At 73.2% G+C, this 16,342-nt stretch carries 13 protein-coding genes; 4 read left to right on the top strand and 9 right to left on the bottom strand.

Features of this window, described 5'->3' with window-relative positions; translation table 11 throughout:
* Positions 1–122: 122 nt before the first annotated feature.
* The 3 genes from IG54_RS0102470 to wecB all read right to left on the bottom strand — a co-directional run bounded on the left by IG54_RS0102470 (position 123) and on the right by wecB (position 3,937).
* Entirely contained in the window at positions 123–2,429 is a 2,307-nt protein-coding gene (locus IG54_RS0102470; RefSeq protein WP_078593622.1) for an NHL repeat-containing protein, read from the bottom strand.
* 78 nt (positions 2,430–2,507) lie between these two features.
* Positions 2,508–2,753: a hypothetical protein gene (locus IG54_RS0102460; RefSeq protein WP_158708776.1), complete on the bottom strand. Its 246-nt coding sequence runs from the start codon at positions 2,751–2,753 to the stop codon at positions 2,508–2,510.
* Positions 2,750–3,937, bottom strand: coding sequence for a non-hydrolyzing UDP-N-acetylglucosamine 2-epimerase (gene wecB / locus IG54_RS0102455; RefSeq protein WP_158708775.1), 1,188 nt, complete (start codon positions 3,935–3,937; stop codon positions 2,750–2,752). The genes IG54_RS0102460 and wecB overlap by 4 nt, the downstream gene beginning before the upstream one ends.
* Before the next feature lie 450 nt (positions 3,938–4,387).
* On the opposite strand from wecB, the gene IG54_RS41785 reads away from it, so the two are divergent.
* From IG54_RS41785 to IG54_RS0102435, 4 genes are all read left to right on the top strand, one after another.
* The gene (locus tag IG54_RS41785) at positions 4,388–4,735 is read left to right on the top strand and encodes a hypothetical protein (RefSeq protein ID WP_030776673.1); all 348 of its coding nucleotides are present in this window, start codon (positions 4,388–4,390) and stop codon (positions 4,733–4,735) included.
* On the top strand, positions 4,732–6,096 hold the full coding sequence (locus IG54_RS0102445) for a glycosyltransferase family 2 protein (protein ID WP_030776670.1): 1,365 nt from the start codon (positions 4,732–4,734) through the stop codon (positions 6,094–6,096). The genes IG54_RS41785 and IG54_RS0102445 overlap by 4 nt, the downstream gene beginning before the upstream one ends.
* Positions 6,097–6,317: 221 nt before the next feature.
* Positions 6,318–7,829, top strand: a complete 1,512-nt coding sequence (locus IG54_RS0102440) for an FUSC family protein (protein WP_030776667.1) — start codon at positions 6,318–6,320, stop codon at positions 7,827–7,829.
* A 428-nt stretch (positions 7,830–8,257) separates the two neighbouring features.
* Positions 8,258–9,295 (top strand): lactonase family protein, encoded by a 1,038-nt coding sequence (locus tag IG54_RS0102435; RefSeq protein ID WP_030776664.1) that lies wholly within the window; start codon positions 8,258–8,260, stop codon positions 9,293–9,295.
* Between the two features lie 76 nt (positions 9,296–9,371).
* Here the strand turns inward: IG54_RS0102435 and IG54_RS0102430 are convergent, their stop codons facing one another.
* The 6 genes from IG54_RS0102430 to IG54_RS0102405 all read right to left on the bottom strand — a co-directional run bounded on the left by IG54_RS0102430 (position 9,372) and on the right by IG54_RS0102405 (position 16,330).
* Entirely contained in the window at positions 9,372–10,316 is a 945-nt protein-coding gene (locus tag IG54_RS0102430) for a sirohydrochlorin chelatase (RefSeq protein ID WP_078593620.1), read from the bottom strand.
* Positions 10,317–10,411: 95 nt separating this feature from the next.
* Positions 10,412–11,410: an N-acetylglucosamine kinase gene (locus tag IG54_RS0102425; RefSeq protein WP_030776661.1), complete on the bottom strand. Its 999-nt coding sequence runs from the start codon at positions 11,408–11,410 to the stop codon at positions 10,412–10,414.
* Positions 11,407–12,084: a uracil-DNA glycosylase gene (locus IG54_RS0102420; RefSeq protein WP_030776658.1), complete on the bottom strand. Its 678-nt coding sequence runs from the start codon at positions 12,082–12,084 to the stop codon at positions 11,407–11,409. The genes IG54_RS0102425 and IG54_RS0102420 overlap by 4 nt, the downstream gene beginning before the upstream one ends.
* A 33-nt stretch (positions 12,085–12,117) precedes the next feature.
* Entirely contained in the window at positions 12,118–13,203 is a 1,086-nt protein-coding gene (locus tag IG54_RS0102415) for a WD40/YVTN/BNR-like repeat-containing protein (RefSeq protein WP_030776655.1), read from the bottom strand.
* Positions 13,204–13,343: 140 nt separating this feature from the next.
* Positions 13,344–14,252 (bottom strand): homocysteine S-methyltransferase, encoded by a 909-nt coding sequence (mmuM, locus tag IG54_RS0102410; RefSeq protein ID WP_030776652.1) that lies wholly within the window; start codon positions 14,250–14,252, stop codon positions 13,344–13,346.
* A complete protein-coding gene (locus IG54_RS0102405) occupies positions 14,249–16,330 on the bottom strand; it encodes a dipeptide ABC transporter ATP-binding protein (protein ID WP_030776649.1) in 2,082 nt (693 codons plus the stop codon). Before IG54_RS0102405 ends, mmuM begins: the two co-directional genes overlap by 4 nt.
* Positions 16,331–16,342: the final 12 nt, after the last annotated feature.

Here is a 16,342-nt window from a genome sequence, read left to right as displayed (position 1 = left end):
GCGACCACAGACACGGGGGACACGGGGGAACACGGGGGATCACGGGGGAACACGGGGGAAGGGGGAAATGGGGGAGCGGCGGCCGTCCCGGCCAACACCGGGACGGCCGCCACGACGTCACCTCACCGGACGTGGGCGCTCAGCGGTACGGGCGTCAGCCGTCCGATGACCGCCTGTCCGTCGCTCGGCCGGGTGCCGGGTTCGGCGTCGGGCAGTGCGCGGATGCCGAGGGTGTAGATCAGCGCGGTCTTGTCGGTGGTCCCGGTGTTGAGGTGCGGGTTGGACGACACCACGAGCGTCCTGCCGCCGTCCTCCAGCTGGGTTTCGAGGTTTCCCGTCACGTACGGGGTGACGAAGTAGTAGCCGTAGGAGGCGCCGCCGGTGAAGGCGAAGCCGGTGGGGGCGGTGAAGCGCTGCTCGATGGTGCCGGGGTTGACCGGCTGGTTGTTGAGCGAGCGGATCTCCAGGTTGAACGTGGTGGTCTGGCCCGGCGCGGCTTCGGGGACCGACTCCTGCACCACGCGCAGCGCGGTCTCGTTCTGCGCGCTGCCGGTGATCCTTCCGGAGAGCTGGACGGGGGTGTGCCTGCCGACACTGGCCGAGCCGTTGTCGTACCGCCCGGGGGCGGCGTCGGCCCTGGCCTGGACCGGGATGGTGTAGATCACCGAACCGGTGTCGCTGGTGGTGGTGTTGAGGTGCGGGTTGGCCGTGATGAGCAGGGTGCGGCCGCTGTCCTCGATGCGGTGGCTGAGATTCCCGGAGATGACTCCGTGGATGGTCTCGTAGTACGCGTACGTGGGCTGGCCGGTGAAGACGAAACCGCTCGGTGCGGTGAAGCGCTGGGTGATCGTGCCGGGGTTGACCGGCTGGCCCGCGGGCGCGGTGTACTTCAGGTTGAAGGCGGTGGACTGGCCCGGCGCGACGTCCGGGATGGTGTCCTGGAAGATCGTCAGTGCCGTCTCGTCCGCCACGGAGGCCGGCACGACGACGGTCACGGGGAGGACGAAGGCGTTGTCCTTCAGGTTCAGGTCGCCGCCGTACTGGATCTCCAGCGTGGAGGTGTACGTGCCCGGCGGGGTGCTCTCCGGTGCGCTGACCCGGAACACCCCGTCCAGCGCGCCCTGGTGGGCCACCAACTGCTGCCCGGTGAAGGTGCGGGTGAGCCGTCGGCCCGAGGTGCCGGGGCCGCCGGTCAGGCCGTCGGCCAGGTTCAGTACGACGGTCACGTACCGTCCGTCGGCGGAGTTGGGGCCGCGGTTGCGGATCCGGGCGCCGAGGTCGAACTCCTGGCCGCGCTGCACCCGGTAGGGGCTGACGACCTCGCCGTGCAGGTCGGCGGAGGGCGGGGGCGGCGGGGTCATCTGGGCGACGGCCGTGACGCCCCGGACCCGGTGGTTGTGGCTGTCGGCGATGTAGAGGTTGCCGGCCCGGTCCAGCGCTATCCCCCAGGGGTGGTAGAGGCGGGTGCCCGCCGCGGGGCCGCCGTCGTCCACGTACCCGGCGGTGCCGTTGCCCGCCACGGTGGTGATGATGCCGTCCGAAGTGACCCTGCGGACACGGTGGTTGTGCCCGTCGCCGATGTAGAGGCTGCCGGCCTCGTCGAGCGCCAGCCCCCAGGGGTAGTGGAGCCGGGTGCCGATCGCCGGTCCGCCGTCGGAGACGTATCCGGCGGTGCCGTTGCCCGCCACCGTGGTGATGATGCCGTTGGGGGTGACCTTGCGGACGCGGTGGTTGTAGCGGTCGGCGATGTACAGATTGCCTTCGGCGTCCACGGCCAGCCCCATGGGGTGGTAGAGCTGTGTCGAGATCGCCGGTCCGCCGTCGGAGACGTATCCGGCGGTGCCGTTGCCCGCCACGGTCGTGATGTTGCCGTTGGGGGTGACCTTGCGGACGCGGTGGTTGTGGTGGTCGGCGATGAAGAGGTTTCCGCCGCGGTCCACGGTCAGCGCGTGCGGGTAGTGGAGCCGGGTGGCGATGGCGGGCCCGCCGTCGGAGATGTATCCGGCCTCGCCGTTGCCGGCCACGGTGGTGATGTTGCCGTTGGGGGTGACCTTGCGGACGCGGTGGTTGTTGGTGTCCGCGATGAAGAGGTTGCCCGCGTCGTCCACCGCCACGTCAGCGGGGTAGTGGAGCCGGGTGGCGACCGCGGGTCCGCCGTCGGAGATGTATCCGGCGGTGCCGTCGCCCGCGACGGTGGTGATGGTGCCGTTGGGGGTGACCTTGCGGATGCGGTGGTTGTAGCGGTCGGCGATGAAGAGGTTGCCGTTCTTGTCCACGGCCACCCCCATCGGGTGGTAGAGCCGGGTCAGCGCCCCCGGCCCCCCGTCGGACATGAACCCGGCCACGCCGTTGCCCGCGACCGTCGCTATGGCGCCTTCCATCAGGCCCGCGGGCTGCGGACCGGTTCCGGTGCTGGTGGAGGTGGTCATGAGAGCACTCCTGTCTGAGATCGGAGGACGTGCGCGGAAAGGGACATCGGGATGGCCATGACTGGCGCTCCTCGTCTGCTACGTGACGCGTGCCGTGATGGGCGTCGGCGCGAGGCGGCCGGCACTGATCCTTCCGGCACCGGGAACCTCTCCACCCGCGTCGAGGACGGCGGCAAGATCCTGATCGTCGAGGGCCGTGATGGTGCCGAAGGGCATGTCGACGCGGGCGCCGACCGCGGGCCCGCCGTCGCCCGCGGACTCGGCCCGGCCGGTGCCCGCCACCGTCGCGATCGTTCCGTCCGCCATCTGCTGAGGTGTGCTCACAGCTGCTCCTCGGTGTCCGTCGGAAGGTCGTCGGGCCGGGGCCGGGCGCCGAGCAGCCAGCCGCAGGCCGCCGCGCAGCGGGCCGCGGCCCGCCCGTCGCCGTACGGATTTCCGCGCGACGGGGTGCGTGGCCGAATGGCGCCGCCCGAAAGAACGCCCTCCCGAGCGAATTCCTTTTCCGCGGCCGCCACGATCTCGGATTCCTCGGTGCCCACCAGTCTGGCCAGACCGGAATCAATCCCTTCGGTACGTTCGGTGTGATCGCGGGTCACCAGAACAGGAACACCGAACGCGGCCGCCTCTTCCTGTATCCCGCCGGAGTCGGTAATGGCGAGCGCCGAACGTGCCAGTAACCGGGCGAAGGAGCCGTACGGAATCGGCCCGGGCAGGTGGACATTGGGCAGCCCGCGCAATGAATGCTCAAGGGCGGACCGGACGGAGGGGTTCATGTGGGCGGCCACCACGAACACCACTTCCGGATATCGACGGCCGATATCGGCCACGGCCCTGCCGATCCGGCGGATGGGTTCCCCCCAGTTCTCCCTGCGGTGCGCGGTGACCAGAACGAGCGGCGCCCCGGACAGCTCGATTCCGCGCACCAGCGGATCTCGGCCCTTGACGGGCCGCCGACTCGCCGCGATCACCGCGTCGATGACGGTATTTCCGGTCACCACGATCCGATCCGGTGCCATGCTCTCGGCGAGCAGGTTCCGGTGGGCGGTGTGGGTGGGCGCCAGATGGAGATCGCTCAGCTCGGCGATCATCCGGCGGTGGGCTTCCTCGGGGAACGGACTGCGCAGGTCCCCCGAGCGCAGCCCCGCCTCCACGTGGACGACGGGAAGGTGGGCGAAGAACCCGGCCATGGCCCCGGCCAGCGCCGATGAGGTGTCTCCCTGCACCATCACCGCGTCGGCGGCCGAGGACCGCAGCTGGCTGCCGAGCCCGCTCAGCAGCCCGGCGGTCAGGTCGGTGACCGAGGTGCCGCCGGGCGGCAGGGCCAGTTCGGCCTGGGCGCGCAGCCCGAAGCAGGCGAGGGTTTCGCGGACCACCTCGCCGTGCTGCCCGGTGGTCACCACGATCGGCTCCGCCCAGTCCTGCCGACTCAACTCCTGGGCCACCGGCGCGAGTTTGACGGCTTCCGGGCGGGTGCCCACGACCATTGCGATGCGCTGTCGGACATTCAACGCTCTCTTATCTCCATCCGTCGCGCCGGAAATTAGAACACTATTTCGATGGCGTCGCGCAGGGAATGGTGGCGCACTGGATCACCGCCCGTCACTTAGCAGTGCGGAAGATCGGGAATGGGCGCGGAAGTTGAAAGGGATACCGGCCTCTCGCGGGGTCGGGGCGAGGGCCGCTGCTGAAGCTAACTCCCCGTGCGTGCGTCGTGCAATGGCGGTTCCCGGGCGAATGGCCGGATCGGAGCCGCATGCGCATTTCCCGAGCGGAAATTCCCTGCTGCGCCTGGCGGATAACGCAGTCCGGTTCCCCCGGAGTCGGCGTGAATCCAACTGCCGCTGTCGTATTCGCTCCGCATCGGGGTCTGGTCACCGGCGGTTTTCTGAGCGAGAGTGAACCGGCTCCCACGCTTTGCACTTGACGTGCCCCCTGCTGCCCGGAGGTGCCGCCGCACGATGTACACGGGATTCACCTGGCCGCTGGTGGGCGGCATGGCGGCGGCCCGTGCCATGGGCGGTACGAGGCCCGGCAGGGGCGCCCTGCTGGCGCTGATCGGCGCGTCGGTGGTGCCCGTCGGCTTCGTCCTGGGGCGGGAGACCCAGCGCCGGCTGACCGGAACGGGACGCCCGGCACCGGCCCGGGAGACCGGTAACGAACCGCTGCCGCCCGCCCGTGCGGAGCCCCTGCCTGCCGTTCCCGTGGCGGTGCCGACAGGGGGACATCGGCAGGTGCCGGCACCGGGACGCCGGCAGGTGCGGGCGCCGGGACACCGGCAGCGGCGGAAGGGGGAGGTCCATCGGTGAGACGCGCTCTGCTCAAGGCCGTTGACACCATCGGCTACACCGTCATCGGCCTGTCCGCGGGCTACCTGGCCCTCGCCATGGGCGCCGGGCTGCTCGAACTGCGGCGCCAGAAAGCCGCGTTACGGGTCCAGGGCGACACCGCCTACGGCAGCCCGCACGCGGGCCGACGCGACCGCCGCCACCTCTACGTCCTGGTCCCCTGCCTCAACGAGGAGTCGGTGATCGGTACGACCGTCACCGGGCTGCTCGGACCCCGTACCACCGTCGTGGTGATCGACGACGGCTCGGACGACGCCACCGGCGAGGCCGCCCGGCAGGCGGGGGAGGAGGCGCGGGCGGCCGGCCGGGAGGGGGAGGCGACGGTGCTGCGCCGAGAGCCTCCCGACGCCCGGCAGGGCAAGGGCGAGGCGCTCAACCACGGCATCCGGCTGATCCGCGAGCGCGTCGCGGCCCGCGGCCAGGACCCCGCGGAGACGATCGTCTGCGTCATGGACGCCGACGGCCGCCTCTCCGACCGGGCGCTGCGGCACATCCTGCCGCTCTTCGACGACGCCCGGGTCGGCGGCGTACAACTGGGCGTACGCATCCGCAACCGCCGCGGCAACTTCCTGACCTGGTTCCAGGACTACCAGTTCTGGGCAATGGCCGCCGTCACCCAGTTCGGCCGCAACCTCACCTCCACCGTCAGCCTCGGCGGAAACGGCCAGTTCACCCGCCTGACCGCGCTGGACGCCCTGGGCGAGCGCCCGTGGTCCCAGTCGCTGACCGAGGACCTGGACCTGGCCATCAGCCTGGCCGTACGCGGCTGGCGGCTGCGCACCACCGCCCACGCCTCCGTGGACCAGCAAGGGGTGAGCGACCTGCGGCGCCTCATCCGCCAGCGCACCCGCTGGTACCAGGGCCACATGACCGCGATCACCCGCATGGGCGAGATCTGGCGGGCGCCCCGCATGCGCCACCTCGCCGCCCTGGAGATGGCCGCCTACCTCCTCGTCCCCTGGATCCTCGACCTCCCCTGGTCCCTGCTCTTCCAGTACTGCCTCATCTGGTTCCTCCGCAGCCCCAACGTCCTGGTCCTGCGCGGCAGACGGGCCGCGGCCCTCAACACCACCTGGCTCAAGTGGCCGGCCAACCTCCTCGCCTGGTACCTCCTCACCTTCGCGCCCGCGCTCGCCACGTCCTTCACCTATCTGCGCCGCGACAAGGAGGTGGGCCCGGCCAGAGCCCTCCTCCTCGGCCACTCCTTCGTCCTCATGAACTACCTCTCCTTCCTCTGCGCCTGGCGCGCCCTCTTCCGCATGCTGCGCGGCCGGACCGCCTGGACGAAGACCACCCGCGAGACGGAGGCTCCTGCCGCGTGATCCGTTGGCCTGCCGCCACCGACGCCAGGGGCGCGTTCACTAGGCCATTGGCCCACCCCAAAGGGCTTCGGTTGAGCCGGGTGGTGGGTTAATGGTCTGATGGGTCTGTCGATGGCGCTGCGGATCCCCGTGGCGCCTTTTTCATGCGGGCCCATCGCGGGTGTACCGAGCGACAACCGGCGCGGGCGTACCGAGCGACAACCGGAAGGGGCGGAAGAGCTGTGCTGAAGAGGGTGTTCGTGGCGCCGGATCCGGGGCGGGCGCGGTTGCGTTTCGCCTCGCGGGCCGTCCTCGGCATCGCGCTGGCCGTGGCCGTGTGCGGGCTGCTCGGCCATTCGCTGGTGGCCGCGATCACCGGAGGCCTCGCCGCGCTGCTCGCCCTGTTCACGGTGACCGACTCGACCGTGCGGGCGCAGGCGGCCACCACCGCGCTGCTGCCGGCCGTCGGCTTTCCGGTACTCGCTCTCGCCGCCGCTCTGCACGACGTCCCCGTCGCGCGGGACGCCGCGTTCCTGGCCGTGATGGGCGCCGGGGTCTACGCGCGGCGGTGGGGGCCGCGCGGGCACTCGCTGGGCGTGTTCGCGTTCATGATGTTCTTCGCGACGCAGTTCCTGCACACCGTCCCCGCCCAGCTCCCCGAGCTGTACGCCGCCGTACTGCTGTCCCTGTGCGCCTCGTCGGCCGTGCGGTTCGGCGCGTGGTGCTACGAACGCCGCCTGCCGCCCCCCGTCCTTCCCGCGGCGCCCGCCGGCACCGGCCTCGCCCGGACCACCACGCGCCAGGCGATCCAGGCGGTCACCGGCGGCGCCTTCGCCCTCGCCGTAGGCCAGGTGCTCTCCGACGAGCGGTGGTACTGGGCCGTCGGCGCCACCTGGTGGATCTTCGTGAACACCGCGTCCAGCGGCGAGACCCTCGTCCGCGGCTTCCGCAGGGTGCTCGGGACCGTGCTCGGCATCGCCCTCGGCCTCGTCGTCGCCGTCCCGCTGAACGGCGCGCCCGTACCCTCGGCGATCATCGTCGCCCTCAGCGTCTTCGGGATCTTCTACACGGCTGCCGTCTCCTACACCTGGATGATGCTCGCCGTCACGGTGATGGCCGGGGTCCTCTACGGCCTGCTCGGCGTGCTCAACCCGGCCCTCCTCGCCCTGCGCGTCGCCGAGACCGGCGTCGGGGCGCTCGGGGCCGCCCTCGCGGTGCTCCTCGTCCTGCCCGTCACCACCCACGCCACCACCAACGCCTGGATCCAGCGGGCCCTGCGGTGCGTGCACGCCTGCACGGCGGAAGCCGCCGCACGCCTGGCCGGGTCCGAGTCGGCCGACCCCGCGCCGCGCGTCGCCGAACTGGAACAGCTCCTCGGCAGGGTACGGCTCTCGCTCGCACCGCTCGTCCACCCGCTCAGCCCGCTGCGCGCCCGCAAGGAACGCGCGCGCCAGGTGCTCCTGCTGCTCGACGACTGCGCCCGCCAGGTCCGCGGCCTGGCCTCCATCGCCGCCGACCCCGAGGCCTCCCACGACGACCGCCTCGCCGCCGCCTGCTGGCGGGTGGAGGTCGCGGTGGAGGCGCTGACGGCCCCGGCGGAGGGTGCGCGCGGCCGGGCGCTCAAGCCCGCCACCGTGCCGCACGGCGCCGTGGCCGAACCCGCGCTGGCCCATCTGCACGGCCTGGAGAAGGCGCTCGCGGAGCTTGCCGACCCCCTGCACAGCCCCACCCGCACGCCGCTGATCGGGGCCTGAGAGCCGAGCCTGAGAGCCGACGACGCGCCGCCGGACCCGAACGTCGCGGCGGAGAACGTCGCGCCGGACATGAGAAGACCCCGGCTGGACGGGGGAGACCAGCCGGGGTCGTCGATGGTGACGTGCGGAGGGCGGTCGCCTCTCGGCGAAAGGCTCCATGGGGCTTCAGCCGAACGATCGTCCCCATGGGCTATAGGTGAGGCCCGGGGACACTGTCCCCTCCGCAGCCACATGGGTAAGAACGGCGGACCCCACCGCGTTGTTCCGGCCGACCGCCCGGCGCCCGCGTGACCTGTGACACGTGCAAGCGGACAGGCCGGTACGACGGTCCGCCCGGCGCGGGGAGGCCGCTTGGTCTAGACCGCCTGCTAGCGTCGGCCGCACGGGCGGCGCCAGGGACGCGGCGCCCCGGCCGAGAGGGGACAGCAGTGGGCGACGGCAACCACGCCGGACGGGCGTACATCGGATCCTTCACCGCCGCGGGAGGCCTCGGTGTCCTCACCGCGGCCGTCGACGAGGACACCGGCGCGCTCACCGTCCTCGGCGCCACCGACGCGGTCGCCGACCCGTCCTACCTCGCCCTCTCGCCCACCGGCGACACGCTCTACGCGGTGAGCGAGACCTCCGACGGCGCCCTCGCCGCGTACCGGCTCGAAGGGGACAAGCCGCAGCTCGCCGGCCGCCCCGTGCCGGTCGGCTCGGCGCCCACGCACCTCGCCCTGTACGACGGCCACGTCCTCACCGCCAACTACCGCTCGGGCAGCGTGAGCGCCGTCCCGCTGCGTGCCGACGGCAGTCTCGCCGCCCCGGCGGGCGAACTGCGGCACACGGGCTCCGGGCCGCACCCGCAGCGCCAGCAGGGCCCGCACGCCCATCAGGTCCTCGCGGACCCGAGCGGCCGTTGGGCGGTCAGCGTCGACCTCGGCACGGACTCCGTACGCGTGTGCGCCCTCGGGGACGGCGGGCTCGCGCTGCACCGCGAGGTGGCGCTGCGTCCCGGCTCGGGGCCGCGGCACCTGGCCTTCCACCCGCGCGGCGACCGCGCCTACGTCCTCAACGAGCTGACCCCCACGCTCACCGTCTGCGCCTGGGACGCCGACGACGGCATGCTCAAGCCGCTCAGCGAGGTCGCCGTCCTCGTCGACGCCCCGGACGGCGACGTCTTCCCCTCGGAGGTCGTCGTGGCGCCCGACGGGCGCTTCCTGTGGGCCGCCACGCGCGGCGCGGACGTCATCTCGGTCCTCGCGCTCGACGCGGCGGGCGAGGCGCCGCGGCTGACGGCCACGGTGCCGTGCGGCGGGCACTGGCCGCGCGACCTGGCCATCGACCCCTCGGGTCGGCGCCTGTACGCCGCCAACGAGCGGTCCGGCGACGTCACCTGGTTCACGATCGACGCCGGTACGGGGATCCCCCGCAAGGCCGGCTCGATCGAGGCACCGGCCGCCTCCTGCGTGATCTTCAACTGAGACGGCCCCTCCGGTACGTACGCCGATGGGCCCGCCCCCACATCGGGGCGGGCCCATCGGCGTACGTGCGCGGGGCTCAGTGCACCGGCGTGCCCGACGGCTGCTGCGGGGTGATGCCGAGCGTCGTCATGTACTTGGAGAGCGCCAGCTTGCCGATGGCCGGGTAGGGGCCGAGCGGCTCGGCGACCGAACAGCCCGCGTCCTTCGCGGCCACGTCGAGCAGACCCGGGTCCAGCTCGGGGCCGATCAGGTACGGGGCGAGCGCCAGCTGGGCCGAGCCCGATCCGCGCAACTGCTCCGCGATCGCCGCGACGGAGCCTTCCTGGTCGAGCGCGGCGGCCATCACCGGCACCGCGAGGCGCGCGGCGAGCAGCATGCCGGTGATCCCGGCGGCCTGGACGGCCTCCTCGCCGCCGACCGTGGCGAGGACGATGCCGTCCGCCGCGGTGGCCACGGTGAACAGGCGGGCGCGGTCGGCGCGGGCGAGCCCGGCCTCCGAGAGGCGCACGTGCAGGGCCTCGGCGAGCAGCGGGTGCGGGCCGAGCACGTCGGTCAGCTCGGCGGCGGCGCGGCTCTCCACGACGGCCTGCCGGATGCGGCGCATCAGCGCGCTGTCGGGGCCCGCGAGGAGCGGTACGACGACCGCGACGGGACCGTCCGGCTCGGCCACCTCGGCACCGGCGGCCCGCGCCCGCTCGACGCGGGCGGCACGCTCGGCGGACGCGTGCGCGAGCACGGACTGGAGCGAGGGGAACTGGGGGAAGGACGTGACGGTGGCGTCCTCCTCACCGTCGACGTAACCGATTCTGGCGTCGAGGCCGGGCAGCTCGGAGCGGGCGATGCTCACGACTTCCTCGGCGAGGCTGCGCGTGGTGGTGCTGGGGGCGCCCGGCACGGCGAGGACCAGTGCGGGCGCGCCCTCAGGAGCCGCGACGGGCTCCGGACGGCGGTGCCGGCCCGGCTGACGGGGGCGCGGCATTCGTACGGGCAGGCCGGATGCGGGCCCAGTGGAGGAGCTCATGCGCCCGCATGCTACTGGCTTGCGGGACCTCCCTGTTCGGGGAGGGTGCAGGTGGGCGGTATAAGTCCGTTTTTGTCTGATGAATTACGTAGAGGTCAACTGTCGCCTTGCTGATGGACGGAGAGCATGCGCGCGTCGACCGGCAGCCGCAGCCCGCCCCGGGCGATATCGACCGCTATGCGCAGGGCGCCGTCCAGCGGGTCACCGGCCGCGGGAACCGTTCGCGCGTACGGCAGTTGGCCGGCCAGTTCCTCGCGCAGCGGGGCGAGCAGCGGCTCGCCCAGCTTGAACAGGCCGCCCGTGAAGGCGACTTCACATACCCCGGCCGCCGGGCGGACCGCCACCGCGGCGTCGGCGATATGGCGGGCCGCGTCCCGCAGGATGCCGCACGCCACGGTGTCGTCCGCCGCGCAGCGGGCCACCTCGGGCGCGAAGGAGGCGAGGACCGCGGGCCGGTCGGCGCGGGGATAGAGCCGACCCGGCAGGTCCGCCAGGGGGCCGAACATCTTCTGCGCGCGGGCGAGGAGCACCGCGGAGCCGCCGCGTCTGCCGTCGTGCGCCCGCATCGCCGCCTCGAGTCCCGCACGGCCGATCCAGGCCCCGCCGCCGCAGTCCCCGAGCAGATGGCCCCAGCCGTCGGCGCGGCGCCAGGCGGTGAGGTCGGTGCCGATCGCGATCATCCCGGTGCCCGCGGCGACGACCGCTCCCGGGCGCTCCCCGAGCGCGCCCGCGTAGGCGGTGACGGCGTCCGCCGCGAGCGCCAGGCGCCGTACGCCCAAGGTCTCCTGGAGCGCGGACGGCAGCTCGGCGCGCAGGTCCTCACCGAGGGCCGCCATCCCCGCGGCGCCGACCGCGACAGCCGTGATCCGCCCGCCGCCCGCCCGCTCCAGCAGCGCGCCTGCCATGGGCAGCAGCTGCTCCATGAAGTGCCCGGCGTCGATGCCGCGCGACCCGGTGCGCACCGGGACCGTGGAGCGCACGGGCTCCCCGGAGTGCACCAGGTCCCGGCGGGGCGTGCCGTCCGGCGGGGCGAGGGCGGCCCGCAGCCCGGAGCCCCCCGAGTCCACGCCCAGCACCCACGCCGGGCCGGTCACGGCAGCCGCCAGTCCACCGGCTCCGCCCCCTGCCGCACCAGCAGGTCGTTGGCCCGGCTGAAGGGGCGCGAGCCGAAGAAGCCGCGGTCCGCCGACATGGGGGAGGGGTGCGAGGACTCCACCGACGGCAACTGCCCGAGCAGCGGCCGCAGATTGCGCGCGTCACGCCCCCACAGGATCGACACCAGCGGCTTCCCGCGCGCGGCCAGCGCCCGGATCGCCTGCTCGGTGACCTCTTCCCAGCCCTTGCCGCGGTGCGCCGCCGGTTTGCGCGGGGCCGTGGTGAGCGCTCTGTTGAGGAGCAGGACGCCCTGCTGGGTCCAGGGGGTGAGGTCGCCGTTGGACGGCGGGGGCAGGCCCAGGTCCGTGTTCAGCTCGCGGTAGATGTTGAGGAGGCTGCCGGGCAGCGGCCGGACGTCGGGCGCGACCGAGAACGACAGCCCCACCGCGTGGCCGGGCGTGGGGTAGGGGTCCTGGCCGACGATCAGGACGCGGACGTCGTCGAAGGGCTGCTGGAACGCGCGCAGCACGTTCGCTCCCGCGGGGAGGTAGGTGCGTCCCGCGGCGATCTCCGCGCGCAGGAAGTCGCCCATCCCGGCGATCCGTTCGGCCACCGGCTCCAGGGCCTTGGCCCAGCCGGATTCGACGATTTCATGCAAGGGTCGTGGTGCCACGGCGTCACCCTACTGCCGTAACGCGCGCGCCGATCAATCGATGACCGCCGCCCGCACGCAGAGCACGTCCGGCAGGTGCGAGGCGAGCAGCCGCCAGCTGTCGCCGTCGTCCGCCGAGGCGTACACCTCGCCGTTGCGATTGCCGAAGTACAGGCCCGCCGGGTCGTTGCCGTCGCTGCACATGGCGTCGCGCAGCACCGTGCCGTAGTGGTCCTCCTGGGGCAGGCCCGCGCTCAGCGGCTCCCAGCTCTTGCCCGCGTCGGCCGTGCGGTAGACGCGGCAGCGGTGGTCGGCGGGGACCCGGTCGCTGTCCGCCGTGATCGGGAAGACGTACGCCGTGTCGGCCCGGCGGGGGTGCGCGACCACCGCGAAGCCGAAGTCGGAGGGCAGGCCGCCGCCGATGTCCGTCCAGTGCGCGCCCGCGTCGTCGCTGCGGTACACCCCCCAGTGGTTCTGGAGATACAGCCGGTCCGGATCGGCCGCGTCCCGCGCGACCTTGTGCACGCACTGGCCGAACTCCGGGTTGGGCTCCGGGAGGAACACCGCGGAGACGCCCTTGTTCGAAGGGGCCCAGCTCGCGCCGCCGTCCAGGGTGCGGAACACCCCGGCGGCGGACACCGCGACCGTCACCGCCCCGGCGTCGCGGGCGTCGGTCAGCACGGTGTGCAGACCCTCCCCGCCGCCGCCCGGCATCCACTGGGAGCGGGTGGGGTGCTCCCACAGCGGGCGTACGAGCGCGAAGCTCTCGCCGCGGTCCTCCGAGCGGTACAGCGCGGCGGGCTCCGTGCCCGCGTACACCACGTCCGGCTCGGCGGCCGAGGGGTGCAGCTGCCACACCCGCTCCAGTGACGCCCCGGTGTCCTTCGGGAACTTCACGGCGGGCTTCGCGGGCTCGGTCCAGGTCCGGCCGAGGTCGTCGGAGTGGAAGACGGAGGGGCCCCAGTGCGCGCTGTCTCCGCCCACGAGGAGGCGGGGGGCGGGGCCCCGGGTGTCGATGGCGACGGAGTACACCGCCTGCGCGTTGAAGTACGGGCTGTCGTCGAACTCCCAGGCACCGGAGCGCCTTCGGCCGATGAACAGGCCCTTGCGCGTGCCTACGGTCAGCAGTACATCGGCCATGGCGGCCACCTCCGCGACGTCGTTGTCTCAGGTATTCGTCAGTCTGCACCCGACCACTGACAGTCACCTTCCGACGCGGCGTTCTCGCAGGTAGACGCCGTGTCCTCCGTTCGTCGGCCGCGATCCTCGGCCCGCGGTCCTCAGCCCGTCGGCCGCCCCGGCGACGCCAGCTCCGCGGCCACCTCCGCGATGGCCGCGGGGCCCACTCGGCAGCACCCGCCGACCAGCCGCGCCCCCGCCGCCCGCCAGCCCGCCACCCGACCCGCAGCGAACCGCGCGGGGCCGCGCCAGGACCGGGCCCCGGCGTCCCACGTCTCGCCGCTGTTCGGGTAGACGACCACGGGCTTGCCGGTGACGCGCGAGGCCCGCGCGACGGCCGCGTCGGCGTCGCGCGGATCGCAGCAGTTCACGCCGACCGCGATGACCTCGTCCACGTCGGCGGCGAGCGCGAAGGCCTCGTCGAGGGGCTGGCCCGCGCGCGTGCGGTCGCCCGCGACGCTGTACGACAGCCAGGCCGGCACCCCGAGGCCGCGCACCGCCCGCAGCAGGGCCCGCGCCTCGTCGGTGTCGGGGACCGTCTCCAGAGCGAGGACGTCCGGTTCCGCCGTGGCGAGGGCTTCGAGGCGGGGCCGGTGGAAGCGCTCGAGTTCGTCCACGGTGAGGCCGTACCGCCCCCGGTACTCGGAGCCGTCGGCGAGCATCGCCCCATAGGGGCCCGCCGACGCGGCCACCCACACCTCACGCCCGAGCCCGGATCCGGCGGCCCGCGCCAACTCCACGCTCAGGCGCAGCAATTCGGTGGTGCGGTGCGCGTCGATGCCGTGCCGGGCGAACCCCTCGTACGTCGCCTGGTAGCTCGCGGTGGTGGCGACCTCGGCGCCCGCCCGGTAGTACGCGCGGTGGGCCGCCTCGATCACCCCGGGCTCGTCGGCGAGCAGCCGCGCCGACCACAGGGCGTCACCCAGGTCGTGCCCGGCGGCCTCCAGCTGGTTGGAGAGCCCGCCGTCGAGCACGACCGGGCGACGCGAAAGAACATCGACGAATCTCACACCGCCGACGTTAGCGAAGGCGCTGCCGACGGAAAGTGGCAGGCCACCTGGTGGCCCGGTCCGTTCGGGGTGCTCGCGGGCGGTTCGGTCGTGGCGCACACGTCCTGGGCGAGGGCGCACCGGGTGCGGAAGCGGCAGCCCGACGGGGGATTCGCCGCCGAGGGGGTCTCGCCCTTCAGCGGCGCGCGTTCCGTGGGGGAGGCGGCCTCGGGGTCGGGGAGGTTGACCGTGTCGAGCAGGCCGCGTGTGTAGGGGTGCAGCGGACGTGCGTACACCTGTTCGGCCGGGCCCGACTCCACCAGCTTGCCGAGGTACATCACACCCACGGTGTCCGCCAGATGGCGTACGACGGCCAGGTCGTGCGAGATGAACAGATAGGTCAGGCCGCGCTCGCGCTGGAGGTCCCGCATCAGGTTCAGGATCTGCGCCTGCACGGACACGTCCAGCGCGGAGAGCGGCTCATCGGCGACCACCAGATCGGGCGAGAGCGTCAACGCCCGTGCCAGGCCGAGGCGTTGACGCTGGCCGCCGGAGAACTCGTGGGGGTAGCGGTGCACCGCGCCGCGCGGCAGACCGACGGCGTCGAGGAGTTCGCCGACCAGCCTCTCCCGCTCGGCGCGGCTGCCGACGCCCTGGATCACCAGGGGCTCGCGCAGGATCTCGCCGACCCGCATCCGTGGATCCATCGCGGCGGTGGAGTCCTGGAACATCAGCTGCACGCGGCGCCGGTGCGCGCGCCGCTCGGCCCGCGACATCCGCGCCGGATCGACGCCCCTGAAGCGCACCGCCCCGGCGGTCGGCTCCTCCAGGCCCGCGACGATCCGCCCGAGCGTGGTCTTGCCGCACCCGGACTCGCCGACCATGCCGTACGTCTCGCCCTCGCGGATCGTGAGCGACACCCCGCCGACCGCGCTGACCGTGCCGCGCCTGCGCGAGAACGGGCCGCCCTTGAGCGGGAACTCCTTGACCAGGGCGTCGAGTTCGAGGAGTACACCACCGGGCTCCGCGGCGGGCGGTACGGGTGGTGGGGCCACGACCTCCTCCGGCGTGACGGCCTCGTCCGGCACCGGGTGGAAGCACGCGAACCGGTGCTCCGCGCCGCGGACCTCGTCGTCGGCGAGCAGGGGTTCGCCGGTGCGGCACTCGTCGGTGGCGAAGGCGCAGCGCGGTGCGAAGCGGCAGCCCGTGGGGCGCACCGCGAGGTTCGGCGGCAGGCCCGGGACGGTGTGCAGTGCGGTGCCGCTGCCCGCCGCCCGCTCGGGCAGTGCGGCGAACAACGCCTCGGTGTAGCGGTGGCGCGGGCGCGCGAACAGGTCGCGTACGTCCGACTCCTCGGCGACCTTGCCCGCGTACATCACCGCGACCCGGTCCACGCGGTTGGCGATGACGCCCAGGTCGTGGGTTACCAGGATCATCGCCATGCCCAGCCGGGAGCGCAGGTCGTCGACCAGCTCCAGGATCTGGTGCTGCGTCGTCACGTCCAGCGCGGTGGTCGGTTCGTCCGCGATCAGCAGCTTCGGCTCGCAGACCAGGGCCATGGCGATCGCCACGCGCTGGCGCATGCCTCCCGACAGCTGGTGCGGGTAGCCCTTCATGCGCTCGGCGGGCTGCGCCAGGCCGACCAGGCGCAACATCTCCTCGGCCCGCGTCCACGCCTCCTTCCTGCCGATGCCCGGGCGGTGCAGCAGCAACGGCTCGGCGACCTGCGCGCCGATCGTCATCGTGGGGTTGAGGGAGGTGAGCGGGTCCTGGAAGACCATGCCGATGGCGTCCCCTCGTACGCCCTGAAGGACGGGCGCGGGAGCGGCGGCGAGGTCACGGCCTTCGAACAGGACGCGTCCGCCGGTGATCGCGCCGCCCGGCGGCAGCAGCCCGAGGACGCTGAGCGCGGTCATCGTCTTGCCGCAGCCGGACTCACCGACGATGCCCAGGGCCTCACCGGGGGCGAGGGTCAGGCGGACGCCGTCGAGGGCGTGGACGGTGCGCTCGCGCGAGGCGATGTCGACGCGCAGGTCCTCGATGGTGAGCAGGGGTTCCGTCGCGGGCCGGGGCGCGGCCGCGCACTGGGGCTCGGTCATCTGTCGTGTCTC

It is taken from the genome of Streptomyces sp. NRRL S-920, assembly GCF_000717945.1.
In the GTDB taxonomy this organism is placed as follows: domain Bacteria; phylum Actinomycetota; class Actinomycetes; order Streptomycetales; family Streptomycetaceae; genus Streptomyces; species Streptomyces alboniger.
The sequence above is the reverse complement of the archived record's forward strand: the minus strand, read 5'-3'. Positions and strand labels throughout refer to the sequence as shown.